This is a genomic window from Enterococcus sp. DIV0183, assembly GCF_050541505.1.
GTDB classification, from domain to species: domain Bacteria; phylum Bacillota; class Bacilli; order Lactobacillales; family Enterococcaceae; genus Enterococcus; species Enterococcus faecalis.
This window is the reverse complement of sequence record NZ_CP172932.1, coordinates 562,701-588,869: the sequence shown is the minus strand read 5'-3', so window position 1 is coordinate 588,869 and position 26,169 is coordinate 562,701. Positions and strand designations below refer to the sequence as shown.

Below are 26,169 nucleotides of genomic sequence, written 5' to 3'. Positions count from 1 at the left end.
GCAATGTAAGGAAATTAGAGTTTTTTTCTCTTTTTAGCGTTCAAATACTTGTCAGCTTCCTATTTCTTACTATATAATTGTTCAATATGCAAAACTAGGAGGTATTTTATGAAAAGGAAACACTTTTTACTTTCTTTCTTTGTGATGATGGTAACTCTGCTAACATTCATTAGTGGCACTTCAGCACATGCAGAAGGAAAGAAATATACAATTGGAACGGATTTAACATTCGCCCCTTTTGAATTCCAAGACTCAAAAGGAAAATACATTGGTATTGACGTTGATTTATTAGATGCGATTGCCAAAGATCAAGGTTTTGAAGTGGATTTAAAACCATTAGGCTTCGATAGTGCAGTCCAAGCGATTCAGTCTAAACAAATTGATGGCATGATTGCTGGAATGAGTATTACGGATGAGCGAAAAAAATCCTTTGATTTTTCAGATCCATACTTCGATAGCGGTTTACAATTAGCGGTTAAAAAAGGAAACGACAAAATTAAATCATATGATGATTTAAAAGGCAAAACGGTTGCGGCTAAAGTTGGAACTGAAAGTGCCAATTTCCTTGAAAAAAATAAAGAGAAATATGACTATACCATCAAAAATTTTGACGATGCAACGGGTCTTTATAAAGCCTTAGAAAACGGTGAAGCGGATGCAATCGTTGATGATTATCCTGTATTGGGCTACGCAGTTAAAAATGGCCAAAAATTACAATTAGTTGGCGATAAAGAAACAGGCAGTTCTTATGGTTTCGCAGTGAAAAAAGGTCAAAACCCTGAATTAATCAAAAAGTTCAACGCTGGTTTGAAAAATCTTAAAGACAATGGTACTTATGATAAAATTTTAAACAACTACTTAGCGACAGGCGATGAAACAAACACACAAGACGCTGGCGAACAGATGAAAAAAATCACTCCTAAAAAAGAGAAATATGTGATTGCTAGTGATTCTACATTTGCTCCGTTTGAGTTTCAAAATGCCCAAGGCGATTATGTCGGAATTGATGTAGATTTAGTCAAACGTGCAGCTGAATTGCAAGGTTTTACTGTTGAATTTAAATTTATTGGTTTTAGTTCTGCTGTCCAAGCTGTTGAATCTGGTCAAGCAGATGGGATGGTTGCAGGCATGACGATTACGGATGATCGTAAAAAAGCCTTCGACTTCTCTGTTCCTTACTTTGATAGCGGCATTCAAATTGCGGTCAAAAAAGGCAATGACAAAATTAAATCGTATGATGATTTAAAAGGCAAAAAAGTCGGCGTAAAAATTGGTACTGAAAGTGCTGATTTCTTAGAAAAAAATAAAAAGAAATATGATTACTCAATTAAGTATTTAGACACAACTGATGCATTATACAGTGCATTAGAAATTGGCGAAGTTGATGCCATGATGGATGATTATCCTGTCATTGGCTATGGGGTTGCGCAAAATCAACCACTAGCGACACCAATTCCTCGTGAAAAAGGTGGTTCTTACGGTTTTGCTGTCAAAAAAGGGCAAAATCCTGAACTACTTGAAATGTTTAACGAAGGCTTAAAAGAAATGAAACGTACAGGTGAATACGATAAAATTATCGGCACTTACGTGAAAGATGGCAACGAAGCCAAAGAAGAAACAGCTGACGAATCTACGTTTGTTGGCTTCATGCAAAACAACTGGAAACAATTGTTACACGGTTTATGGATGACGATTCTATTAACGTTGATTTCCTTCGTACTTGCTTTAATTGTCGGCGTTATTTTTGGGCTATTCAGCGTTTCACCAATCAAAGCATTACGTGTACTTTCAACCATTTATGTTGATTTAATTCGCGGAATTCCTTTAATGGTCTTAGCGTTCTTCATCTATTTCGGATTACCTGGTGTGCTTGGCTTTAATATCCCGGTCTTCATTGCTGGGATTATCACATTAACTTTAAATGCCAGTGCCTATATTTCTGAAATTGTGCGCGGCGGAATCAAAGCTGTTCCAGTTGGCCAAATGGAAGCTTCAAGAAGTTTAGGTCTTTCCTATAATCGGACAATGCAAAAAATTATTTTACCACAAGCGATTCGCATTATGATTCCTTCATTCATTAACCAATTTGTTATTTCATTGAAAGATACAACTATCCTTTCAGCAATTGGCTTAATCGAACTACTACAAACAGGAAAAATTATTGTTGCTCGGACATTACAAAGTACAATGGTTTACTTCGTTATTGCGTTAATCTACTTAATTTTAATTACTAGTTTAACTAAATTAGCGAAAAACCTTGAAAAGAAGGTGAACTAATATGACTGAAAAAATCTTAGTTGAACATTTAGTAAAAAAATATGGTGACAACACGGTCTTAAACGACATTAATGTTTCTATTAACGAAGGCGACGTAGTCTGCGTCATCGGTCCTTCTGGTTCTGGTAAAAGTACTTTTTTACGTTGCTTGAATCAATTAGAAGAAGCTTCTAGCGGAGACATTATTATTGATGGTGCGAACTTGACAGATAAAAATACGGACATCAACCAAGTCCGTCAACATATCGGCATGGTTTTCCAACATTTCAATTTGTTTCCACATCTATCTATTTTAGAAAATATTGTTTTAGCACCAACCGATTTAGGTCGCTTATCAAAAGACGAAGCGGAGAAAAAAGCGTTAGAACTTTTAGAACGTGTTGGGTTGGCAGATAAAAAAGATGCCTATCCAGATTCTTTATCTGGTGGTCAAAAACAACGTGTCGCAATTGCACGTGCGTTAGCGATGAATCCTGATATTATGCTTTTCGATGAGCCAACATCAGCCCTTGATCCAGAAATGGTTGGCGATGTTCTTGGTGTAATGAAAGATTTAGCAAAACAAGGAATGACAATGGTCATCGTTACTCACGAAATGGGCTTTGCAAAAGAAGTGGCTAATCGAGTAATGTTCATTGATGGCGGTAACTTCCTAGAAGATGGTTCGCCAGAGCAAGTCTTTGAAAATCCTCAAAACCCTCGAACAAAAGATTTCTTAGATAAAGTATTAAATATTTAAACAAAAGCACTTGGCGCGCGCTAGCGCCCAAGTGCTTTATTTTATGGTTAAATTGTTTCCGTGACAGAGACAGATTGAACGTGCCCTTTTTCTTTCAAGAGATGGTGCAAGTTGGAATGCCAGAAATCTTCTTTGCCTACATAAGAAATCTTTGCTGTCACTGCCTCTTGTTCGGATTCCAAAGTCAATTCTACTAAGCGCTCCCCTTTTTCTAAAGAATCTTGAAGTTGTTCATGCAGTCGGCTTTCTTTAATCATAGGTTCCTTCATTTTTACGATAAGCTGCAATCGTTTTAAAGGAGTTTTTCGTTTAAAATGGGCCAGAGCTAATACTAGCAAAGTCGCCACGAGATTGATAAACGCAATGGTTAAAAAGCCCATCCCAATGACTAAACCAATAATAGTAACATTCCACATCATTACTGCTGTCGTTAACCCAGAGACTTTCCTTTCTCTAAAAACGATAATCCCCGCACCGAGAAAGCCTACACCACTAATCACTTGGGCGCCATATCGTGTAATATCCATAGAAATAATGGACGCCAAGGCGCTATTTTGTTTCACCACATCGACTAAAATATCCACCGATTGAATCTGTAAAATGGAAATCGTACAAGAGGCCAAACATAAAATGGCATTACTACTGATACCGAAGCCTTTTCTTTTAATACTTCTTTCTAACCCAATCAATGCTCCAAAAACCACGGCTAGAGCCATCCGAATGACAACGTCGGTGAGAGAAAGTTCAATCATTTTTAAAGAATTCATCGCTTTCTCTCCTTTCTTGCAAATGACTATTTGACTTATTTTGTATTAACTAATAAACGCAAGCCATTAAAAATGACCACTAAGGTACTTCCTTCATGAATAAGTACGCTAAATGCGATATTCGCAATACCTAAAAAGTTCAAGATAATTAACGTTGCTACCACTAACATTGAAAAAATAATATTTTGCTGCACAATTTTATTCAAGCGTTTTGAGACACGGTGAGCATAGCCTAATTTAGAAAGATCATTTTTCATCACTACCACGTCTGCAACATCGATAGCAATGTCTGTACCATCCCCCATCGCCACTCCGATATCAGCATTCACTAAAGCCGGTGCATCATTAATGCCATCACCAACCATCCCTGTCATTCCTACTTCGCGTTTTAATTGATCAACAATCGCTGATTTTTCCTCAGGTAAAACATTAGCATAAACTTGGTCCACGCCTACTAAGCGACCAACTGCTTCACCCGTAAGTTTTGCATCTCCTGTAATCATTGTTGTTTCAATATTTTGTGACTTGAAATAGTGAATGGCGTTCATTGCTTCTTCATTAGGAACATCCATCAATGCCACTAAACCAATCACTTGTTCATTTTCGGCAAAGTACACTACCGTTTTGCCTTCACTCGCTAATTTCGTTGTTTGTTTCTCAATGATTGTTGGCACTTGTTCAAAACTAGATGGTTTACCAATTCTAAAAGTTGTGTCTGCAATGGTCGTTACTAAACCCACCCCAACAATATTTTCTACTTCTAAATTTAAAGCCGTTGTTTCTACTTCAAAGCGATTAACAATCGCCGTCGCCAATGGATGATTGGATTTTTTCTCCATATTTGTTAAAACAGCTACTAATTCGTCTTGGCGATCTTCTAAGCCATCAACAAAAAGATAATCTGTTACCTCAGGTTTGCCTTTTGTTAGCGTGCCTGTTTTATCAAAAGCGAGTGCTTTCACTTCAGCTAAATTTGATAAGAATGAGCCACCTTTAAACAAAACGCCTTGTTTTGCTAAATTGGAAATTCCTGATAAAGTTGCCGGAACGGCACTCGCTGCTAGTGCACAAGGTGAGGCAGCAATTAAGAAAACCAAGCCTCTGTAAAAACTTTCAGCCCAAGTCAATTGGAAAAGTAATGCGCCACCTAAAACAATTAGTGGAAAAACTGCTAAAACTAGTGTGACATATTTTGGTTCAAATCGTTTAATTTTGCTTGCAATTTCTGATTGATTTTCTTGTGATTGGTTCACGAGCTGTACGATTTTTGCAAAAACTGTTTCTGAACTATCTTTCGTTACTTCAACAACAATTGTGCCTGAACCGTTCATAGTACTACCAAAAACTGGGTCCCCACTATTTTTTTCTTTGGGAATACTTTCCCCATTAATAGATGATTCATCCACAGCGGTACTTCCTTCAATCACGACGCCATCTGTCGGGATTTGCGCACCATTGAGGACTTGCACGCGGTCACCAATCTTCAATTGTTCAACTGACACAGTTTGAATTGAGCCGTCATCTGTTATCAGGCGAGCTTCTGTTGGATTTAAATTTAATAGTTTTGTAATTTCACGTTGGCTTTTGCCTTGAGCATAATCTTCAAGGAAATGCGCCGCCGCAAAAATCAAAATCAACAATGCTGATTCTTCAAAACTTCCCATTAATGCTGAACCAACTGCAGCTAAGGTCATTAACAAATGAATATTAGGCGAAAACTTTCGATTGTTTTTCGTATCCCGATACGTATCTCCAAAGCCTTCCCCAATAATATGATAACCAGCTAAAATAGCAGCTAACGAGAAAAGAATATTTTTCACTAAGAGCATGTTCCCTAAAAATAAACCGATAAAGAAAAGAGCCAATCCTGTAAAAAAGAGAATAACTGGAACGTTTTTACCTTTTTCTTCATGTGTGTGTGCACCTGTTTGTTTTGACATTGTTATGCGCCTCCTTATTAATGTTTTCCTATTCATATGAATGTATATTCATATTATAAAACACTTAGGTGGTTTTGTAAAGACTTAAACACAAAGACAAGCGATGATTCTATTCGATAGGATCACCGCTTGTCTTTGTCGATTCTTTTTGTTGTTGATATTTTTCTTCTTGAATAGTCAATAATGATTGCGTTAAATTGACCCAATCAATCGAACGAGGTGGATCCAGCCAAACCATAACTTTACTCTTTTCTTCTTGATACAAGTTATTTAAATTGGTAATCACCACATCTGGTAAGGTATCTGATAACGGGTCAATAATTTCTACATTTAAATTCACATAGACGGATAAATTTTTTTTGATGAATTGGTTATACTCTTTTCCATAAGAAAAATCAATTAGGACCTTGGCTGGCTCTGCAATTAAATGAACCGGAACATGATTAATTAGCAACAATAGATAGTTAAAAAACAAACAGTGATTGGCTTTCGCAATTTTTTTATGTTTTGCTGTTAACCAACGAATATATTCAATTAAATAAAAATAAAATTCCGGATATGTTTGCTTAAAAAACTGTAAATCCATTTCAAAATCGTCAAACATATTAATCGGAAAGTAAATAACATTGAAATGAATAATTGCTAACCCTTCTTCTAGAGTATTCCTTGTTGACTCCTCTAAACAATTAAATGCTTTTTCAAAACTTCCAATGAAAACACGAGTTAGGCTTTCAATCGTAGGATCTTCATGAATGACATATTTTTTCTCTAGTTTGCCATGCAAATACAAGAAAAAAACAATCGTATACGTTAATGATTTTGAGGACAATGCCCATGCCACTTGCGATTTTTTTATTAATTCTTCTGAAAATGTATTTAGTGCACGTGTATCGATCCCTTCCACCGCACGTCCTTCGTTGTTAATCATAATAGCTAAATAATGGAAAAAATTGCGTCGCTCATAGGTGGTGAAAGTATAGTTTAACTCAACAGACTGTAATACACGTTTCGCTTCATTATAGACTTTTACCGAATATAATTCGGAAATTGGTTGATTGGAAAGCGTGAACAATTTATACAAAAAAAATGAAATTGCTTTTTGATTGCCGACAATTTCCCGTTTACTAAAATAGATCTGATACTCCTTTAAGGCTTTTTTTAGCCGCTGTAAGGTACTATACGCCACAGAGGTGCTGACATGATTACATTCAGCAAACTTTGTCAAACTATAATTTCCTCTAAAGTAAGACAACACTAATTTAAAAGAGAGCGATTCTGTTAAGTATTTCGTGAGCAAAAGTTTACTTGAATAGTTTCCATCAATTTCAAGTGTAACATCTACATCAGAAACGACTAAAGTTAAGCTGTCGCTTAACTTTAGATTGTCAATATCTGCTTTTAATTTTTCTAATGTTTTTTTGACTAAAAAATTCGACATTGATAATTCTTCGCGAAGTGCAATAAAAGTACCTGATAGCGTGGGACTTTCTTCTAAATGCCTTAGCAAGGAATAACTTCGTTGATCTTCTTTATTTAAAAAAATTTCATAATTCATCATTTATCAGTTCTTTCTCCCATAAATAGCCGTTCCTACTAATTCCCGTATGAAATTCAAGTAAAAAGTGTTTTGCCCCTCCGTTCCAGCACCGCCTGTGCTATTTGGTACAATGGTGATATGGCTAGCATCAAATAATTCATCCGTGAAAAATACTTGATGCTGACTTTTCTTGGAAGAAGGCCTTTCTTCATTTGTTTTTGGATTATTGGTTGTCACTTCTTTTTTACTAACGTCTTCGCTACTTTCTTCCGCTTGCGTTTCGCTAGTAATAGTACTTTCATTTGTTTCTTCCATTTTTTCTGGTGTGCCAGTATTCTCAATCGGATAAATTTCTTCTGTTGGATTGGTCGGATTATAAATTGGATTCCGTTCTTCTGCTGCTTGCACATTGGTTACTTGAAAAAACGAGAGTAACAATGTACTCCATAATAGTAAATGTTTGTATTTATCCATTTTTCTCACATATATTGCCAAATACTTTAGCTACATAACAAAACAAAAAATATAACTAGTAAAGTGGTATCAGACGATATTTAACAATACTCCTTCTTATTATTTCTTTTTTTGAGTTAGGTTTGTTGAATAAACTGCATGTTTGATAAGTAAAAACAAACAAAAACGTTGCCGATAATCAAATCAAAAATTAACTACTCTTTATATTTCTCTTTCGTTTTTTTCCTGTTTCTTTTTTCGCCAAATCAACCAGGCAATGATTAAAATCACTATCAATAAAAGTAGTAAGCCAATCATCAAATATAAATTCGAATGATTTTCTTTTAAGGTGACATCTTTTTCATTTAATTCTTTGGCAACTTCACCATTAATTGTAAAGTCTTTTTCAAATTGCCATTGATTTCTAAAAGATATCGATTCATTGTTTATTGATTTTTTAAATGAGCCTGCAGCATCTTTATTCCCAACAACGGTCATAGACAAATGATAATCTCCTGGCTTAAGTGGTTGCCCTTTTAGCGCAATAGGAACAGAAAAATTGGTATTTGGTGCAATTTGCATGTTTGCTTTTTCCTCTTTATATAAAACTTCTTCATGTCCCTTTTTGGTAATCTCTGCCGAAAATGCAACTTGGTTAATATATGTTTTTTGATCATTTTGTAGATTGACTAAAATCACATTTCTAGCATTAATCTGTCCTGGTGAGACTTTTTTCAAAAGTAAATTCGGCTCAACCTTTTTTTTATTTTGTTGCATCAATAATGCAACGACATACGAATATTCATTTTTAATGGATAACCCCTGACTCTTATCGTCTTGGCGTTTGCCTTCATCCGACGTTTCTTCTTTAAAAGTGATACCACTAGCTAACACTCCATCAAAGGGTGTATTAGGCATTTTGACGTTAATAGAAACCGTTTGTTCACTTTTCGGTTTTAAACGAACTGAGCTAGGGTATTGAACGTAGTCTTTTATATCAAACGCTAAACTTTGATCTTTTTTCCCCTTATTTTCACCATACTCCACGATTACATTTGAATTGGTAATGGCACTATTGATGGAAATACCTACCTTTACTTCTTTATCTGTATCATTGCGCAAGTTCACTTTCAACTCAGTTTCTTCATTTGGTGCTAGTAATAAATCAAAGTAAGTTTTTTCTTTATCTACTTGTTTTTCTGATGGAATAGGCGTAACCGCAAAATTAAATTCACTGGCATAACCATTGCTAGGTACTAACGCTAAAAGAATTAGTAGTATCGGAAAAAAAAGAAATCGTTGTTTTTTTCTGTTCAAATTATTTACTCCTTTTCTATATGTAGTGAATAGCAGGTAACCATGTTCCCCGCTATTCTTCTTTTTAAAATTCGTCTAATTTCCTGGAGCGTCTGTCAACGTCCATGTTAATTTTGTGGCGTATTTTTCAGCGTATTTGGTTGTAGAACCTGGAACAGTTAACTCAATACTTTTAGCAGCTGTAGTTGCATCTGTTCCCCAATCAAATAAATAAGTTCCTGCACCGTTTCCTTTTGCTGCACTCATTACATCTGATTGACTACCATCTGAATTCAACGTGATTGTGGCTGGGCCTGTTGGTTTACCTGAATCTGAAGCAGTCACTACATTTCCGTTTTTAAACGTGATAGCTGCCCCAGTCAATTCTTTACCAGAAGTTGATTTAAATTGTCCTTCTTGTTTCACTTTTAATGACCAGCCAGCTTCGGTTCCACGGTTATCTGTTACTTGGACATAGTTAGGCCCTTCTTTGACTTCATCGGTTGCGCCTACCGTCTTGTATTTTTGGGTAGCAGCAAAATAAGTCTGATCCTTCGACGTGATTTTTTGAACACCGAAGTCTAGACTTGACGCATAATCAATTGACAACGGACCGTTTGTTCCTGGATTAGGACCTTCAGGATCTGTTGGGTCAATAGGATCAACTGGATTAGTTGGATCCGTTGGGTCAACCGGATTAGTTGGATCTTCACTTGGTGTAAATTCTACGATACCATTAGATGTATAACTACCGCCATCTTCTGCAAAGGCTTGAGAAGTCATGCCTAAGCTCCCTAAAATAAATGTGGATAAACATACTGTTGTTACTTTTTTCATTTTCTTTTCTCCATTCTTTTCTTTAATTTCCTGGTACGTCTTCTAACGCCCAAGATAAACGAGCTTTAAATGTTCCAACTCTTTGATAAGCTACAGGAACATTGATTTGAATTCCTTGTTGTTTTGATTCATCAAGTAATGCTGTTAAATCTGTTTCACCTTTCTGATTACTTTCTAAAAGCGTAATTGCCTCATTTGTAATCTGAGAGCTTCCAGCAGTTGAAACGAAAGAAAAAACATCTGGCATTACAATTGAATCATTCGTTAACGGTTGCGTTTGCTTTAGTTGCAAGCGCCAATTATTTGCGTTACGTTCATCCACGACTTTGAGTCCTTCGGTGGGATGCCCAAGTTTAATTAGTGGTTGATTACGTATCTTTTCCGTACCAAAAGTAATCTGTTTTGGTGCCTCTTTAAAATATAGTTCCCCTAAACGATAGTAAAAATAAATATCTTTTGTTTCCTCTGTCATTGTTCCTTCCGCATTGCCTGAGTCTTTTGTAAAAACATAGCCAGAAATATCTAGGGGTTTTTCTTGATAGGGTGCACCAATTTTCCCTGTTACACTTTTAGGTGGAGCAATATCTTTACCTTCCGCGTCTTTATAAAAAACGGTTACTGTTTTTTCTGTTGGTTTAGGAATAGTAATCGTTACATTATTTGACTTTTGCAGTAAGGTTCCTTCTTCATAATAGTCAAAGTTCATAGTTAAAACTTTTTCGGGCGTATTATCTTGAAGGGTTGTTTTTAATTCAATAATCATGTCCTTCTTTAAAACTAGGTAGTCATTTAAAGTAATTGTTAAGTGATTCCCTGTTTGTGTCAGATCTTTGGCTGCTACCTTTTTACCATCAATCGTTAATGAATTTTCTTCATATGCTAATTCATCAGGTAAGTCAATGCTTACTTGCGGTTGACGATCTTCGATAAAGTCATTGTCAATATTCAACGTATTCCGTAGTCTCACCTGATCATTTTTCACTGCTTCAACAGCTGAGCTAAATTCCTGACCATTCACGCTAAGGGCTGCTTGTGACGTAACGTTGGTAGGAATTTGTGTCATTGCTAAAGCATTCTCTTGGTATTTGCCACCTGTGGATGATGTAAAGCCCCAATAAACCGTTGTTGCGCCAAATTGTGCATTTAAATCTGAAACTACATACGTATTCGTGCCCACACCTTCTAAATCATATGTTAATGCTTTGGCTGCGGCATTCCAATGAACAGTCAACATGCGCCAGGTTCCATTAGATAGATAGGTTGGCGCAACGGTGACGCCTGAATGCTCCCCTGTATAGCTGTTGTTATTAGCTTTCGGAGTGACAAAAGCTAAATGCCCATTTCCCTTATCTTGTGAAATTTCTCGGTCCATTCGGTTGGAACTACCAGTATTTTTATAGGTATCAAACTCAATCGATAAGGCATTTCTAACATAAGGTTGACCAGCTTTCGTGGAGTATGCACCGATTCCCATCCCAGGTGAACCAATGACTTCTTGAGGCGTTGTGGACACTCTAGGATCATTCGTTAAGGTAAAGGTCATACCATCACCAGCATTTGCATACTCGTTTCCTAAATACAAATAACTTTTAAAGGTAAAATCCGACAATAAACTGATTGGTTTTTTTGACCAAATAGCTCCTTTTTGTGATTTAACAGCTGGGTTTAGTTGTAATAACTTCCCACCTTCTAAAATACTTGTTGCATTTCCAATTGGTTCTTGAAATACCTTGTCGATTGGAATGATATTAGGATCATCCGGCAATGAAGTAGCGTATGGCGCAGCCAACATGCGCGGCTGTGGTTCAACTATCGCCGATTCCGTTGCACTGTTATCGTCATCCTTTTGTTGTTCGCTAGGTTCTAAAGTAGCCGTTGATTGGTCTGTTTCTGCTGGATGATTATCGGTTGTTGTTGTCGTTTCTAGGGAAGGTTCTTGCTCTAATGTTTCCGAGTGAGAAGGAGCGCTAGTTGCCTGATCATTGGCCGATTCCTCCACTATTTCCCGATTGACTTCGTTGATATTTGTCGAAGGATTACTAATCGCTTCGCTAGTAATAGGCGCAAGGAGTAGTAAGAATAAACTACTTGCCAAAAAGACTAGGCTTTGTTTGTTTCGCATCTCTCTTCACCTCTACTTTTTAAATTCCTGGTACATCCGTCAACGTCCACAATAATTTTGTTTGATATTTCACGGCATCTTTAGGGGTTGACCCTGGTACTGATAGCGCAACATCTTTTGTAACATTAACATTGTGTACCGTATTGGTTTCATCGCGTTCTGCAACCACTTCTACTTTGCCCCAATAAGTAGCCCAAGTTCCTGCACCGGTTCCTTGCTTCGCAGCTGCCACTAGCGATGCGGTTCCTGGAACAAGGGCAATCTTATTTGTTGCCTCTGGTTTCACAACATTTTGCGCATTACTATTAACAGTCGGGTTAGCTAAAGAAATTTGCGCACCTGTCAACTGACTATTTAAAGTCGCCTTTGTTGCTTTAAATTGCTCCTTTTGCGTAACCGTTAAAGACCAACCGCTATTGGTTCCTCTATTATCAGAAATTTGCACAAAATTTGGTGTTTCTTTTTGATTTTCTTGATATTGCTGTGCTCTTGCAAAATATACTTGGTCTTTATTCGAAATACGATTTTTCCCAAAGTCAAAACTTGAAGCATAATCAATAGACAACGGTCCTTGGGTACCTGGATTAGGACCTTCTGGGTCTGTCGGATCAATTGGTTTGACTGGCTTTTCTGGATCGGGATTTTCTGGATCAACCGGTTCTGTCGGATCTACGTTCGGAATAAATTCTACTAAACCATTCGAACGATACTCTTCTGCCTTCGCTTGTAAGGACCAACCAGCAACTGCAAATGTACTGCATAGAACGATTCCTGTGAATTGTTTTTTCATTGCTTTTCTCCTTTATTTAATTATTAGCGGGAGTATCTTCTAATGCCCAAACTAACTTCGTTGAATATTGTTGTGCAAGCTTTACAGATTTTCCGGGAACGAATAGTTGGACAGCTTCTTTATTTGTTGCTTCATTTGAACCAAATCGATAAACCCAAGTCCCAACACCTGTTTCTTTTTTAGCGTTCATCGCTAGATTATTATTTACGCCAGGTGTTAAGGAAATAGTATTACTGACTTCAGTAGGTTTATATTTTTCATCCACCATTGAGGCAGCTTCTGCCTTTGTAAACGTTAATTGAGCGCCGACTAGTTCCTCTCCAGTAGCTGTTTTAAATTGTTCAGGTTGGGAAAGCGTTAGTTTCCATCCTGCTAACGTTCCTCTTTTATCAGTTACTTGTACATAGGTTGGTTTTTTTGAACCATCTTTCATTTCATCTGGCGCAGCATAATACGTTTGATCTGCCGTAGAAATCTTTTGTGTGCCAAATTTAAATTTTGACCCATAATCAATTGATAAGGCACCACCCGTTCCTGGCCCTGGAGGATCAATTGGGTCTACTGGATCAGTAGGATCGGGATTTTCTGGATCAACTGGCGGTGTGATTTCGTTATCGCCTGCTTCAAAAGTAATTGTGCCTTCCGTATTGTATTCTTTCGGAAAAGTTTCTGCTGCTGATGCGTTTATTGCTTGAAACCCTACGCCTAAAAGTATGGTTGCCGATGTAAGTAAAACAGTTTTTTTCATTAAATAAGCTCCTTCTCTCGTTTCATTTTATTAATTAAATAAATGACTACCCCCAACAAACTAACTCCTATCAAGGAATACAGCGGATTTTCAGACTCGCCTGTTTTAGGTAAAACTGCTTGTCCAGAAGCAGTTAAATTGTTTCTTCCCTGTTCTTCTGATTGTTGGGTATACGCTATGTCATTTGACTCTTTTTCATTCTCATAAACGTAGGTGCCATAGAAGCTCGCTTGACCATTTGATTCATAATTATTTTCTTCAGCCATAACGCTTTTTGTTTGCAACCCAATGATCAATAGCCCTAAACATACCAAACTAAACCTTTTTATGATTTTCATCTGAATTCCTCCTTCCCCATTTTCAACATTGACTGGCCCAGCCAATAAACATTATATAAAAGAAATATTTATTAGATTTTTTTATTTTTTTCAGACGCTTTTAAAAAATAAAATGGTTTCAGCTAAGAAAGCTTTAAAATCAACACTTTTAAAGACAAAAAAATAAACAAAAAAACTTCAAAAAATAATTTTCGAAGTTTTTTTGTTTATTTTTTTATTATTTTTATACTTCAACCGCTTCTAACAAAGCTAAACGTTCAGCAACTTCTGCTTCTGTTAAATTATATTTTTTTACATAACGGTTGGCAGGATGCTGGCTACATTCTAATGAGCAGCCACCTAAATGTTTATGTTCATTTTCTTCTGAAGTTAAGATTTGACGATTACATTCTGGGTTTGCACAGTTAATGTAGCGTTCGCAAGGTGTTCCATCAAACCAGTCTTTCCCAATAACTTTTTTATCAACATGATTAATTTCGACACTGATTCGGTCATCAAAGACATACATTTTGCCGTCCCAAAGTTCGCCACGTGTTTCTGGATTTTTCCCATAATTGGCAATACCACCATGCAATTGAGCAACATCTTCAAATCCTTCTTTTAATAACCAGCCAGAAAATTTTTCACAGCGAATCCCGCCAGTACAATAGGTAACAATTTTTTTATCCATAAATTGTTCTTTGTTCTCGCGAATCCATTGTGGTAACTCACGGAAGCTACGGATATCTGGGCGCACGGCACCACGGAAATGACCTAAATCATATTCATAATCGTTACGAGCATCGATTACAACAGTGTCTTCGTCTAGTAAGGCTTCTTTAAATTCTGCAGGTTCCAAATATTTCCCCGTCGTTTCTAATGGATCAACGTCTTCTTCTAAGTTCAACGCCACTAATTCAGAACGTGGGCGAACAAACATTTTGCGGAACGCCATTTCTTCTGCTGGATCAATTTTAAAGAATGTATCCTTAAAGCGCTCATCTGCTTGCATTGCTTCCATATACTTTTCTGTTTCTTCGACAGTACCAGATAACGTTCCGTTAATCCCTTCTGTCGCTACTAAAATACGGCCTTTTAAGTTTAATGATTTGCAAAAAGCTAGATGCTCTTTCGCAAAAGCTTCTGGATCTTCAATTGTTGTATATTTGTAATAAAGTAATACTTGGTATTTCATCTTGTTTTCCCCTTTTGTATAAAGTCATTCTATCCCATTATACGGTGAATAAAAAAGGGAAAGCGATTATTTTGCTTGTGTATTTACACACAATAAAAAAAGCCTGATAAACGGCGGGAACAGAACCAACACTACGCGTTGCTCCGATCTCAACAACTTCTAAGGTGTTTTCTCGACATGCGTCTCGTCACAGTACAGCCTTCAAAAGAGCTACAGCTCTAAGAGTTGCGATGTTTCACTGTGAAGCATGAACAGATGAAATCATCGTACCTACTTGGTGAAGGTCCTTCGGAAATAAGCCGAAATTGACTTTCTCACACAAGTGTTCGGCGTATCTTAATCCTTCCAAGTGTTGAGAATCACGAAGAACGTAGTGATTCGATGATGAACAATACCTACTTGGTCTCCAAAAATTAAAGAGCAATTTTCGGAAATTTCTTCTTATTGCTGAGAAACACTATTTGCAAAGCAAATAGATGTTAATCAGTACCTACTTGGTTCTCGGAGCTAAACGGTTCTGTCCCGACCTCTTCTATATACTACTCCTTTTCAGAAGTCGCGGCGAGTTGTTCTTGCAATTCACCTAAAAGTTCAATTTGAATATTTTGGATTTTCACCAAATTTTCTAGTTGATTATTGATAATATAATCCATTTTCTCATGTAATAAATTAATTTCTACTTCTGCTTTTAAGTTAATTTTATAATCATTATTCGCTTGTTCTCTGTCACGGGCTTCTTGTCTGTTTTGACTCATCATAATAATCGGTGCTTGGATAGCTGCTAAACAAGATAAGGCGAGATTTAGCAAAATATAAGGATATTTGTCAAATGGTTGTCCCAATAAAGTGGTAGAGTTAATCACGATCCAAGCAATCAACACGAAGCAAAAGAAGCCAATAAACACCCAGCTACCGCCAAATTTAGCAATGGTATCCGCTGCTCGTTGGCCAAAGGTTAATTTCTTTTCCATCTTTTCATTCATATTATTGGAAATCAGCTTATCTTCTTTGATATGTTGAACCACCAATTCATTCAGTTGTTGGATTTTTTCAGAATCATTTGCGACCAATTGTTTCATGTAATCCAAACGATAATTAAGTAACTCCGCCAATGTAATCATCGATTCAGCTGTCAATTGTGGATTGTTTTGGAGAATAAAAGCTTGCGTTTCCTGTTCTATATCTTGAAGATAAATGTTTTTTTTCGTTGATTCACCAATAACAACTTGTTTATTTTTTGATTGCTTCATCTTCGTCACTCCCTTTGATCGTTCTTCCCTTTATTTTAATATAAAGTCTCTCAGAAGAAACCTAAAAAGGCTTTGGAGTGATCGTTGTTGCTTCTGCTTTAAAATTTAACAGTTAAATTGGTTACATCATGGAACAACGAACCAATTAATTCTTTGTATTTCGCTGGATTCACACAATTAGTTAGCAATATGACCCCGGTTTTCATATCTTTTGAAAATAAAACCAGGGCTTGTTGACCCGCTTCAACGCCGTGTAAGCGTAAATAATTATCATGAACATAGATGCCGCCATGATAATAACTTTGCTGAGAAGACGTCCATAATTTTTGCAAAAGTGCGGTGGAAACTAAGTGTCCACTCATTAATTGATGTAAGTACCAATACAAATCACCTGTCGTCATATCCACATTCCCAGTCCCAAATTCATGGGCAAAACTAGCTGCGGGAATTGAGAGCACTTGATTATACGAATTGTCTTCTGTCCATTTATAACTTGTTGAATTATTAGGTTGTTCCAATAAGGTTTCATAGAAGCCAAAATTCTTTAAACCAGCCGTTTTGTGATAAAGATTATTAAATAATTCTTGATAGGTACGTTGATACATTTTCTCTAACATTCCTGCTAAAAGGACAAAATTTACTGGGGAATAATTGTATTTTCCTTTATTGACTTGAATGGTATTTTGTTTAACAAATTGAATAATTTCTTCATCGGTAACGATATTATTAGGCATTGCTGATAACTTTAAACCGCTTGTCATATTCAACATATCGCTAATCGTAATATCCTCAGCACCTTGAATTTGCGGATAAAACGTAGCGAGTTTTGTATCTAATGTAAGTTTACCTTCTTCAATTGCTTTTAAGATCAAGGTTGTGGTAAAAGATTTTTGAATTGAGCCAATCTGAAACCTTGTGTTTGGCGTGTTGGCTTGTTGCTTTTCAAAATTGGCAAAGCCATATCCTTTATTTACTAAAACCTGATCATCTTTAATGATCAAAGCCGAACCAATATAATTTGTTTCTTGAATTTTTTGATCAAGTTCGCCACTATCTGGTGCAACTATTTCTTTCGTTAAATTCGCATAATTATCACTTCGGCGATCTTCTTCCAAGACCACTTTCGATTCTTGACTAACTTGTGAATCTCTAGTGAAAAAGAACGTTTTTATTAAATAACCACTACCACCAATCACCACCAACAAACATACTATAAAAAGCCAATTCACTCCTCCATGTCTTTTCTTTGCATGTCGTTTACGCATACCGCTTACCTCCGCCTATTCTATTAACAGCATTATCATACGCTATATTTTCATGAAAATTACAGATTTTAGTAAAATTTATAAAACTTTCAACTTTTATAAAAAACAGCTTGGCACCGGAATCTAGATTGATTCTGGTGCCAAGCTGTTTTTTATTTACTTTCTTGCCCCATCACAGCAAAGTAATTATCATCGTTATCTGCAAAATTAAAAACTAAGCCTGTTGGCAATTGAACCATTTCACCAACAGTAACGCCAGCCTCTTGCATTTTTTTATAGAGACCAATGATATCATCGCTAGCAAACATTAAAGAAGGGGTATTCCCCGCCACTTCTGGTGAATGTTTTTGAATAAAGGCCAAATCATATAAAACAATAATCGCTTCTGCTGATTCACTTGGTGCAATTTCTACCACCAATGTGCCGTCAACTTCCTCTCTTTCCTTTTCAACAAAGCCAAACGTTTGCCAAAATTGACTAGATTCCTCAACATTATTCACATATAACATAATCTTTACTTGGTTTGAAAACATTCCTTCACGTCCTTTTGAATTTAGTTAACAACTTATTATATACGTTCTTTTAAATAATTACTGCACTTTCGCTTAAAATTCAAAAAAAGTGTTTGAGCAAGACATTGCTCAAACACTTTTCGTTTTATTGATTTAGATATTTGCATCTAAGACAACGTCGCGATCATTTAAGACATCACGATCTAATTCATGAATACGAGCACTTGTTAACACGCCTGCAACCATACTATCGTTAACGTTAACAGCTGTCCGCGCCATGTCAATAAGTGGTTCAACTGAAATTACTAAACCAACAATTGCAACTGGTAAGTTCATTGCGCCTAAAACGATTAGAGAAGCAAAGGTTGCTCCGCCGCCGACACCGGCTACGCCAAATGAACTGATTGTGACAACTGCTACTAACATTAAAATAAATTGTAAACTAAAGACATCAATTCCAACAGTTGGTGCAACGATGGTTGCTAACATAGCTGGATAAACGCCGGCACAACCATTTTGTCCAATAGATAAACCGAAACTACCAGCAAAGTTTGCTGTGGCATCATCGACACCTAATGCTTTGGTTTGTGTTTCAATATTTAATGGTAAAGCTCCTGCACTTGAACGAGAAGTAAAAGCAAAGCTCAAGACTGGAAAAACTTTTTTTAGATACGTAACTGGATTGACTTTTAAAGTAATTAAAATCAGCATGTGAATGGCAAAAACAATGATTAAGGCCACATATGATGCCAACACAAATTTACCTAAGTTAATAATCGCAACAAAATCACTTGTTGCTACAACATTAATCATTAACGCTAACACGCCATAAGGGGTCAAGCGTAAAACTAAGGTAACAATTCGCATGGTAATTTTATATAAACTATCAATTAAATTTGCAAAAAATTCAGCTTCTTTTGGCGCTTTACGACGAACGCCTAAATAAGCGACACCAACAAACGCAGCAAAGATTACCACCCCAATGGTACTCATTGGTCGTGTTCCCGCAAAGTCAGCAAAGACATTTTTAGGAATGAATGAAACGATTTGTTGGGGAATCGTCAAATCTTGAATCGCATCTTGACGCGTCGCTAACTCGGCAATTCTTGACGTTTCTGCAGCACCTTGCGTGAATTTTGCCCCTTGAAGACCAAACGCTAAGGTTGTTCCAATCCCCACCAAGGCAGCTACTGCTGTTGTTCCTAGTAAGGTGGCTAACACATTAAAGCTAATTTTTCCTAATTTATTGGATTCTTTCATTTTTGTAAATGCACCTACAATAGATACAAATACTAACGGAATTACGAGCATTTGTAGAAACGCTACATAACCATTACCTACAATCCCGATCCATTCCATTGATTGCGTAGTAATTTTACTGTCTGTACCAAAAGCAAATTGAATAATTGCACCTAAAACAATCCCCACGCCCAATGCTGAAAAGACACGTGTTGAGAATTTTAAATGTTTCTTTTGCATTTGGTAGAAACCGAATAACACAGCAATAAATGCAAGGATCACTAATACAGTGATGAATGTTGTCATTTTAGTTCCTCCCTATGTTTTTAATGACAAGTACATCAAAGGAAGTAAAGGTTCCCGGTACTCACTCTCCAGTAAATACCCTGAAAACAGCAAACTGTTTCCAGTGATAGTTCTATTGTACCTTATTTTATAGCAAATAGTGGGATAATTTGCTTACTTTTTGATAGAAAATAACCGTTGTGATAGTTTAAAACTATCACCAAGCGTTGTTTTACTAGTCACTGTAAAAATAATTTGTTTTTTGTCCTCTTTCTTTTAAGCTGACGTGGTATACTTAGTTCTAGGAGGTGTAAGCGTATGCAAAAAATTTGTTGGATCCTTTCTGTCAACCGTGATGGAGCGACGTTGTTTGTGGGGAGCCCTGCAAATGGAGGTCCTTGGCTCTTTTCAAATAAAGAGCAGCAAAACATCAAAGCCTTTTTTCAACCAACCTATGAAATTGACTTTATCAGTTATGATGTTCTTTCAGAGGAAGTACCAGAAGCTGCGTTCATTTTGTACAATGAAATGCTCGCTCCCTATCTTCCCGAAAAAATCACCAAAGTTGGTCAGCCGATTGCTTATGTGGATATCGCTACAAAAAATTATGAACAGTTTAAAAAAGCTTTGGTTGCTAAATCTTCACAAGAATAAAAACAGCGTTTATAACGGAATCCGTTATAAACGCTGTTTTTAAAGTTTAAGCTTCTTCTGATTGTTGAAAATTCAATTGGACACCTGGACGATCCAGAGCAATTTCAGTTACTTCATAAGATAAACGTTCGACGATGCTAAATAAAGGACGTACAAGTTCATCGACTTCTTCTTGCGAAATATCTTCTTGTTTTTCAATTTTACGATCAATAATGTGATTAATTTGGCTAATCGCCCCTGATAAAACAAATTCGTCAAAGACAATTCGAAATTCTAAGCGAGCAACAAGTGCTGAGCTGTTTTCTGGATAATTTTCTTCTTCTACTTCAATTGGTGAAAAACTGACACGTAAATCTGTCTCTACTTCTGAATCAGGTACTCGCATATCATAGTGATACGCTTCAACAATTTCTTGTTGGCGTTTAATTTCCATTGTTTTTTCTCTCCTTTTTTAACAAGATATTCCCCTTTTAGAATATCCAATGGTTTCTTTTCTCAAGTATACCACAAGTCCAAAAGTTGCCTAGACCAAAAAACACAGAAGATCAGACTTTTTTGATAAATTGATTTTGGCAGTTTGAACAAGTGACTTTGATTGTTCCTCGTCCTTTCGGCGCACGTAATGACTGCTGACATTTTGGACATTTAAAATAACGATACTCTTTCTGAGTCATGTGTCGCTTGCGAAAAGCATGAACCTTTTGCATTAGGCGTTGTTTTCGAAGAATAAACCGTTGATTTTCATTCAATCGCGGGTGAATATGTTTTGAAAAAAAGCGATAATACACGTAGGCGACTGTGATTAAAATCAATAACCGAACCCAAAGATAGCCAGTAAAAATATTGATGAGCGCCAGCACGACACTTGTTAGCAACAGCGTTCGATTCAATTCATCGAACCGGGCATAACGTCCTTGTAAAAATCGTTGCGCTTTTTTGCGCCAACGTAGAATGCGTTCAAACCAAATTTAGCCCATTTATCTTCCTTCTTTCGAGCATTATTTTTTGAATAAATGATTGATTTACAGAAACTTTCAATCAAAATTTACACTTACTAAGTCCAAATTTTGAACAACTGTTGGTTATTTTCGATGGTATACTTCTAGAGAAGTCAGGTCAACCGATGAATGACTTCGTTGATAATAGCTACCGCTATTTTATACAAACTTAAACTGTCGATAGATAGATTATCCGATTTTAACTTAGGGGAAGGTTAAAATCCGATTCTATAATTTAGCACTACACTCCTTTATTTAGTAGCAACTTTAGCCTATCTATCCACATTTTAAGTCAAAAAGAAGCAAGTCCGGACTTGCTTCTTTTTATTTATCTTTCTAATTCTTCAATTTTCTTCTCAATTAACGCCAAGACATATTGACACGCTTCAGGATCTTCGACAAAATCATATTTATCGCCATCAATTTGAATTTTAGGACTTTCATCATAGTCTTCGTACCATTGATCATAACGCTCGTTCAACATTTGATAGTAATCATACAACGTTGGATCTGTCTCAATTTGTTCATAAGGACGGCCACGTTTTTTGATGCGTTCCAACATTTTGGGAAATGAAATACGAATGTGAACTAACAAATCAGGTCTTTTTTTATGCGCAGCATAAGGCAATTCTTGGAGCATATTTTGTAATAAGTCATCGTACACTTTGACCTCTGTTTCGTTTGCACGACCTAAATCTGCATTTAAATGAAAAAGTAATGAATCTTCATAAATCGAGCGATCCAATACATTATTTTCATGCGTTAATGCTTGTTTAATACTATCAAAACGTTTATTTAAAAAATAAATTTGTAATAAAAACGCGTACTTTTCCGGTTCCGCATAAAATAAAGGTAATACCTCATTATCATCAACTGATTCGTAAAAGGCTTCTGAACCTAAACGGTTTGCAATTAAAGCTGTTAAACTAGATTTACCAGCGCCAATCGTACCTGCTAAAACAATCACTGCCATCGAACTCCCTACCTATTTTTTTCCATTTTATTTTTTATCTTCAACCAATTAAACATACCAAAAATTGAGTTAAAAGTATACATACAATACATAACAAATATCGCATAATCACCACCAGCGTGCGTCCCTGCTCGGAACCATAACAAAATTGAAAAAATATTTCCTAGTAGCCAAAACACGAATTGCGATTGATAACGTTTAATCATCAATAACATCCCTGTCGCTGAAACACTGAACGTGATTGCATCTAATGTTTGTTGCGCATCATTTACAAAACCTAACAAAATATATGCAGCTACGCCAATGAGCAGCCACGTGAAAAAGGCATACAACCACTGAATACCTTTTAAAACTTTTACTTCGGTTACTTGACCCGAGCCATCCTCGCTAGCCCGAAGCCAAGCATAAAGCCCTGTAATGTCCATAATAATATAGAAGCTTTGTAAAAGAACTTCCGCATATACCCGTGTCACTAACCCAAAATAGCCAATAATCACTGCACTGATTAACCCAAAAATGTAATTGCTGACTTTTCCTTGGGCAATTAAATTCACACAAATGATGCCGGCTAAACCACCTACTAACGTAATCCAATTCGATGGATTGATAGCAAATGCAATCAACTGTACCCCCACCATCAAAGCTAAAAACAAGTAACTTCTCGTTTCCCAACCTTTAAAATCATTCACCAAAAAATTCTTATTCACAACAAATTTCCGACCTTCCTAAAACCAAACTTTTCTCTGTTGACGTCTCAATAAGAGTACTCCGTTTTAAAAAACAAGTCAATCAGATTTCGGAATAAAAAGAAGATTTTAATACTATATATTGATTAAAAAAACAAAAAGACACTACATATAGTCATTCTACAAGCATTCTGATATCCTTTATTGCCACAATATTTTCTTCATCTTGCTTTAATCTTCTATGTATTCATGGATTTGTTTCCATCTAATGATACCTGTAGCAGAACCCTTTACGACGGTAGCGCTTCAAATTAATATTGCGAAAGCGGAAGCAACCGCACATATTCATGCTTCAAACACAGCCATCGTTCACTCTTTTTATTGAAATGCTTAAAAATTGATGGCCTTATTTCTCGAATCTGGCCACTTATTAACTTATTACATGAAAACATTCGCCTAAAAAAGCAAAAAAAAACGACTCACCTAAATAATCGACCTACAAACAATTCCTTTCATTTGTAGGTCGATTATCTTTATTAGGTTTGATACGGATGTTTCGCCATTCCTAGTTTCCCTTTACTGCTCATCTCTATTTATTTTTTTACTGTTTGCCAACAGCTCGTTGTCTGAAAGTACTATCCGTCCTTTTGTACTTTGTTCAAAGCTGTAAGCTTGCTCAAATAACGTTTGCTCTTTATTGGCAGTTTGTGTAAAAGTCAGCCCATAAGGTTGTCCTTCACTGTTTTTCGCCAAAGGAACCGTCAATTCAGGATATCCTGCCACGGCACTTAAACCCGTACCTTCAGAATCAATAAAAGCATATCCGTCTAATTGTTGTTTTTTTAGCAACGCATCAAACGTTTGCTGTGCTTTTTTAATGGTTGTTTGAATGATTTCTTTATCTGGTTGTTTCTTTTTAACATCTGCTTCTAATAAATCTTGCCCATACTTGGCACGAACCTTTTTATCTTGTTGATTATACGCAATTAGTTCCTCCAGTGTTTTAAATGGTAAGTCATAACGTTTCGCAAATTCTTCCAATGCAAACTTAAATTCATTGGAAATAACTTTCCCGCCATCAATCCCTTCCATGTCTGGTGTTACCGGAATCACTTCTGCTCCAGCTTTTTGGAGGGCCTTTTTAGCAGTCGCAAATTCTTCTTCAGCACTTGGCATTTCTAGCAACCCAATGCGTTGACCTTGTAAGTTATTTTTAGTAAATTTCGTTGAATCAATGCTCGGAACCGTGTCTTTCTTAAACGCATTATAGCCTTGTGCAGCATCAACGACACTTCGGGCAATCGGGCCAACTGTATCTAATGACGGTGCCAATGGCAAAACACCTTCGCCACTTACTGAACTGTGGGTCGGTTTAAAACCAACCACTGATTGATGAGAAGCGGGGGAAACAATCGATCCCATCGTCTCAGTGCCTAAAGAGAAGGCGCCGATATTCATCGTCACACTAGCCCCACTCCCAGAACTTGAACCTGAAGGTGTTATTTTGAGCGGCCCATAAGGATTAAGTGTTTGTCCATGTTTGGAACTATAGCCACTTGGTGCTTTCATTGACATATAATTCGCTAGTTCAGATAAGTTTACTTTTCCTAAAATCAAAGCTTGCGCCTCTGTTAACTTCTTAACTACTTCCGCATCTTCCTTAGGCTTGAACGTGCGTAAGGCATAAGCTCCTGCACTCGAAATCATGTTGGTCGTATTTATATTTTCTTTCAAAGTCACAGGAATACCATACAAAGGCTTCTTCGGTGTTTGAGAGGCTTGCTGGTCAAATGCCTTGGCTTCCTTAATTGCTTGCGGATTGATTTCAGAGATGCTGTTCATGCCATTATCTATTTGATCGAACTGTAAAATACGGTCCAAATAAAACGCCGTAAGTTCTTCATAGGTCAATGCTCCGTCGGCAATCGCTTGCTGTAATTCAGTGATATTTTTTTCAATAATCAACGGTGCTTTGGTACGAGCTTTTTGTACATCCGTTTCTTTTAATTGGTCTTCAATCGTTTTAACGATTCTCTCTTGATTGTACATTGCTGGGGTTTCTGCCTCAGGAGTGAACTTTTTGAGTATAAACCAATAAGCTGCAGCGCCTATTATGACTAACAAAACAGCAATTATTCCGATTACTTTTAAAAATTTAGACATTTTTATCCTCCTATACCATTTAAAGATTATCTTACTATGTTTATTTTTGCATGACAACTAACAGTTTTGTTCGTTAAAAAGACAAAATAGAGAGTAGGACATCCGTCAAAACGACCGATGTCCTACTCTCTAACGATTAAGATAGTCCGCTAAATGCGTTTGTTTTAGTCTTTTGTGAAAGTTAAATACTGAGAATTTATTGTGTAATTCGTGTACCACTTTCTCCTTTGATTGCTTCCGAAGCTAATTCTAAAAGCCCGATAATCGCCTGGCGGTTTGGTTTACTTTCTGCAAAACTGATGGCCGCTTCCACCTTAGGTAACATACTACCTGGCGCAAATTGATTTTCTTCTATATATTGTTGCATTGCCGTAACCGTAACATCAGTCAAAGCTTGTTGATTTGCTTGACCAAAGTTAACAAAAACATGTTCCACTGCAGTTAATACCACAAAAACATCTGCTTCAATGAGTTCAGCCATTTTTGCTGCCGCAAAGTCTTTATCAATGACTGCATCTACACCATGATAGACTGGACCATCATAGGCAATAGGAACCCCGCCACCACCACAAGCAATTACGATTTGTCCTGCATCAACAAGTGTTCGCAAGCTAACTTTTTCGTAAATATCAACTGGTTTTGGTGAAGGAACTACCCGTCGCCAGCCTCGACCCGCATCTTCTTGATAGACGTTCCCAGTTTCCGCCATCAACTGTTTGGCTGTTTCTTCGTCATAATAACCACCAATTGGTTTTGTTGGTTTTGTAAACGCTGGGTCTTTCGGATCCACCACGACTTGTGTAATTAACGTAACAACTGGTTGTTCCCCTAAATTTCTGGCTACTAGTTCTTCATCAATTGCTTGTTGTAAATGATAGCCAATATAGCCTTGGCTCATTGCTGTGCATTCAGGAAACGGCACGACATCTTCTGGAGATTGACTCGTTTCCTCAAAAGCTAAGCGAATTTTGCCAACTTGTGGCCCGTTGCCATGAGCAATCACCACTTGATGGCCTTGTTCAATTAAATCAACAATGGATTTTGCAGCGGTTTGTGCTTTTGCCAATTGTTCTTTCGAAGAATTTCCTAACGCATTTCCACCTAATGCAATCACTATTTTTGACAT

General features: G+C 36.7%; 24 protein-coding genes. 3 read left to right on the top strand and 21 right to left on the bottom strand.

Annotated features, from left to right (window positions below; all coding sequences use genetic code 11):
• Nucleotides 1-108 precede the first annotated feature (108 nt).
• A complete protein-coding gene (locus tag IGK72_RS03025) occupies nt 109-2,277 on the top strand; it encodes an amino acid ABC transporter substrate-binding protein/permease (protein WP_002355617.1) in 2,169 nt (722 codons plus the stop codon).
• A gap of 1 nt (nt 2,278) precedes the next feature.
• On the top strand, nt 2,279-3,016 hold the full coding sequence (locus IGK72_RS03020; RefSeq protein WP_002355616.1) for an amino acid ABC transporter ATP-binding protein: 738 nt from the start codon (nt 2,279-2,281) through the stop codon (nt 3,014-3,016).
• A gap of 47 nt (nt 3,017-3,063) precedes the next feature.
• Here IGK72_RS03020 and IGK72_RS03015 read toward each other — a convergent pair whose 3' ends face one another.
• From IGK72_RS03015 to IGK72_RS02945, 15 genes are all read right to left on the bottom strand, one after another.
• Nucleotides 3,064-3,783, bottom strand: coding sequence for an MgtC/SapB family protein (locus IGK72_RS03015; protein WP_002358733.1), 720 nt, complete (start codon nt 3,781-3,783; stop codon nt 3,064-3,066).
• Between the two features lie 35 nt (nt 3,784-3,818).
• A complete protein-coding gene (locus tag IGK72_RS03010; RefSeq protein WP_016627491.1) occupies nt 3,819-5,723 on the bottom strand; it encodes a heavy metal translocating P-type ATPase in 1,905 nt (634 codons plus the stop codon).
• Between the two features lie 109 nt (nt 5,724-5,832).
• Nucleotides 5,833-7,281 carry a helix-turn-helix domain-containing protein gene (locus tag IGK72_RS03005; protein WP_016622033.1) on the bottom strand — a complete coding sequence of 483 codons (1,449 nt, stop codon included), beginning with the start codon at nt 7,279-7,281 and terminating at the stop codon, nt 5,833-5,835.
• A gap of 3 nt (nt 7,282-7,284) precedes the next feature.
• On the bottom strand, nt 7,285-7,734 hold the full coding sequence (locus IGK72_RS03000; protein WP_002381257.1) for a hypothetical protein: 450 nt from the start codon (nt 7,732-7,734) through the stop codon (nt 7,285-7,287).
• A 201-nt stretch (nt 7,735-7,935) separates the two neighbouring features.
• Nucleotides 7,936-9,030, bottom strand: coding sequence for a DUF916 and DUF3324 domain-containing protein (locus tag IGK72_RS02995; protein WP_016622032.1), 1,095 nt, complete (start codon nt 9,028-9,030; stop codon nt 7,936-7,938).
• A 75-nt stretch (nt 9,031-9,105) separates the two neighbouring features.
• A complete protein-coding gene (locus IGK72_RS02990; protein WP_002375974.1) occupies nt 9,106-9,846 on the bottom strand; it encodes a WxL domain-containing protein in 741 nt (246 codons plus the stop codon).
• A 22-nt stretch (nt 9,847-9,868) separates the two neighbouring features.
• Nucleotides 9,869-11,968: a lectin-like domain-containing protein gene (locus tag IGK72_RS02985; RefSeq protein WP_070416157.1), complete on the bottom strand. Its 2,100-nt coding sequence runs from the start codon at nt 11,966-11,968 to the stop codon at nt 9,869-9,871.
• 19 nt (nt 11,969-11,987) lie between these two features.
• Nucleotides 11,988-12,758 carry a WxL domain-containing protein gene (locus tag IGK72_RS02980; RefSeq protein WP_023895520.1) on the bottom strand — a complete coding sequence of 257 codons (771 nt, stop codon included), beginning with the start codon at nt 12,756-12,758 and terminating at the stop codon, nt 11,988-11,990.
• Nucleotides 12,759-12,774: 16 nt separating this feature from the next.
• Nucleotides 12,775-13,506, bottom strand: coding sequence for a WxL domain-containing protein (locus IGK72_RS02975; RefSeq protein ID WP_002355605.1), 732 nt, complete (start codon nt 13,504-13,506; stop codon nt 12,775-12,777).
• On the bottom strand, nt 13,506-13,889 hold the full coding sequence (locus IGK72_RS02970; RefSeq protein WP_002364792.1) for an LPXTG cell wall anchor domain-containing protein: 384 nt from the start codon (nt 13,887-13,889) through the stop codon (nt 13,506-13,508). Before IGK72_RS02970 ends, IGK72_RS02975 begins: the two co-directional genes overlap by 1 nt.
• Before the next feature lie 178 nt (nt 13,890-14,067).
• The gene (locus tag IGK72_RS02965; protein WP_002358723.1) at nt 14,068-15,018 is read right to left on the bottom strand and encodes a rhodanese-related sulfurtransferase; all 951 of its coding nucleotides are present in this window, start codon (nt 15,016-15,018) and stop codon (nt 14,068-14,070) included.
• A gap of 539 nt (nt 15,019-15,557) precedes the next feature.
• Nucleotides 15,558-16,268, bottom strand: a complete 711-nt coding sequence (locus IGK72_RS02960) for a DUF1003 domain-containing protein (RefSeq protein WP_002355601.1) — start codon at nt 16,266-16,268, stop codon at nt 15,558-15,560.
• Nucleotides 16,269-16,366: 98 nt separating this feature from the next.
• Nucleotides 16,367-17,533: a serine hydrolase domain-containing protein gene (locus IGK72_RS02955; protein WP_023894585.1), complete on the bottom strand. Its 1,167-nt coding sequence runs from the start codon at nt 17,531-17,533 to the stop codon at nt 16,367-16,369.
• A gap of 152 nt (nt 17,534-17,685) precedes the next feature.
• On the bottom strand, nt 17,686-18,066 hold the full coding sequence (locus IGK72_RS02950) for a VOC family protein (protein WP_002358720.1): 381 nt from the start codon (nt 18,064-18,066) through the stop codon (nt 17,686-17,688).
• A gap of 132 nt (nt 18,067-18,198) precedes the next feature.
• Nucleotides 18,199-19,590, bottom strand: a complete 1,392-nt coding sequence (locus IGK72_RS02945; protein WP_002355598.1) for an L-cystine transporter — start codon at nt 19,588-19,590, stop codon at nt 18,199-18,201.
• A 297-nt stretch (nt 19,591-19,887) separates the two neighbouring features.
• On the opposite strand from IGK72_RS02945, the gene IGK72_RS02940 reads away from it, so the two are divergent.
• Entirely contained in the window at nt 19,888-20,223 is a 336-nt protein-coding gene (locus IGK72_RS02940; protein WP_002358719.1) for a hypothetical protein, read from the top strand.
• 46 nt (nt 20,224-20,269) lie between these two features.
• Here the strand turns inward: IGK72_RS02940 and IGK72_RS02935 are convergent, their stop codons facing one another.
• The 6 genes from IGK72_RS02935 to arcC all read right to left on the bottom strand — a co-directional run bounded on the left by IGK72_RS02935 (nt 20,270) and on the right by arcC (nt 26,169).
• Nucleotides 20,270-20,656, bottom strand: coding sequence for a DUF1149 family protein (locus tag IGK72_RS02935; RefSeq protein ID WP_002358717.1), 387 nt, complete (start codon nt 20,654-20,656; stop codon nt 20,270-20,272).
• Between the two features lie 112 nt (nt 20,657-20,768).
• Nucleotides 20,769-21,191, bottom strand: a complete 423-nt coding sequence (locus tag IGK72_RS02930; protein ID WP_031323925.1) for a hypothetical protein — start codon at nt 21,189-21,191, stop codon at nt 20,769-20,771.
• Nucleotides 21,192-21,549: 358 nt separating this feature from the next.
• On the bottom strand, nt 21,550-22,194 hold the full coding sequence (locus IGK72_RS02925) for a deoxynucleoside kinase (RefSeq protein ID WP_002355594.1): 645 nt from the start codon (nt 22,192-22,194) through the stop codon (nt 21,550-21,552).
• Nucleotides 22,195-22,202: 8 nt separating this feature from the next.
• Complete coding sequence (gene pnuC / locus IGK72_RS02920) at nt 22,203-22,901, bottom strand: nicotinamide riboside transporter PnuC (protein ID WP_002355593.1); 699 nt, start codon at nt 22,899-22,901, stop codon at nt 22,203-22,205.
• A 555-nt stretch (nt 22,902-23,456) separates the two neighbouring features.
• The gene (locus IGK72_RS02915) at nt 23,457-25,043 is read right to left on the bottom strand and encodes an amidase family protein (protein WP_002384939.1); all 1,587 of its coding nucleotides are present in this window, start codon (nt 25,041-25,043) and stop codon (nt 23,457-23,459) included.
• A 196-nt stretch (nt 25,044-25,239) separates the two neighbouring features.
• On the bottom strand, nt 25,240-26,169 hold the full coding sequence (gene arcC / locus IGK72_RS02910; protein ID WP_002355590.1) for a carbamate kinase: 930 nt from the start codon (nt 26,167-26,169) through the stop codon (nt 25,240-25,242).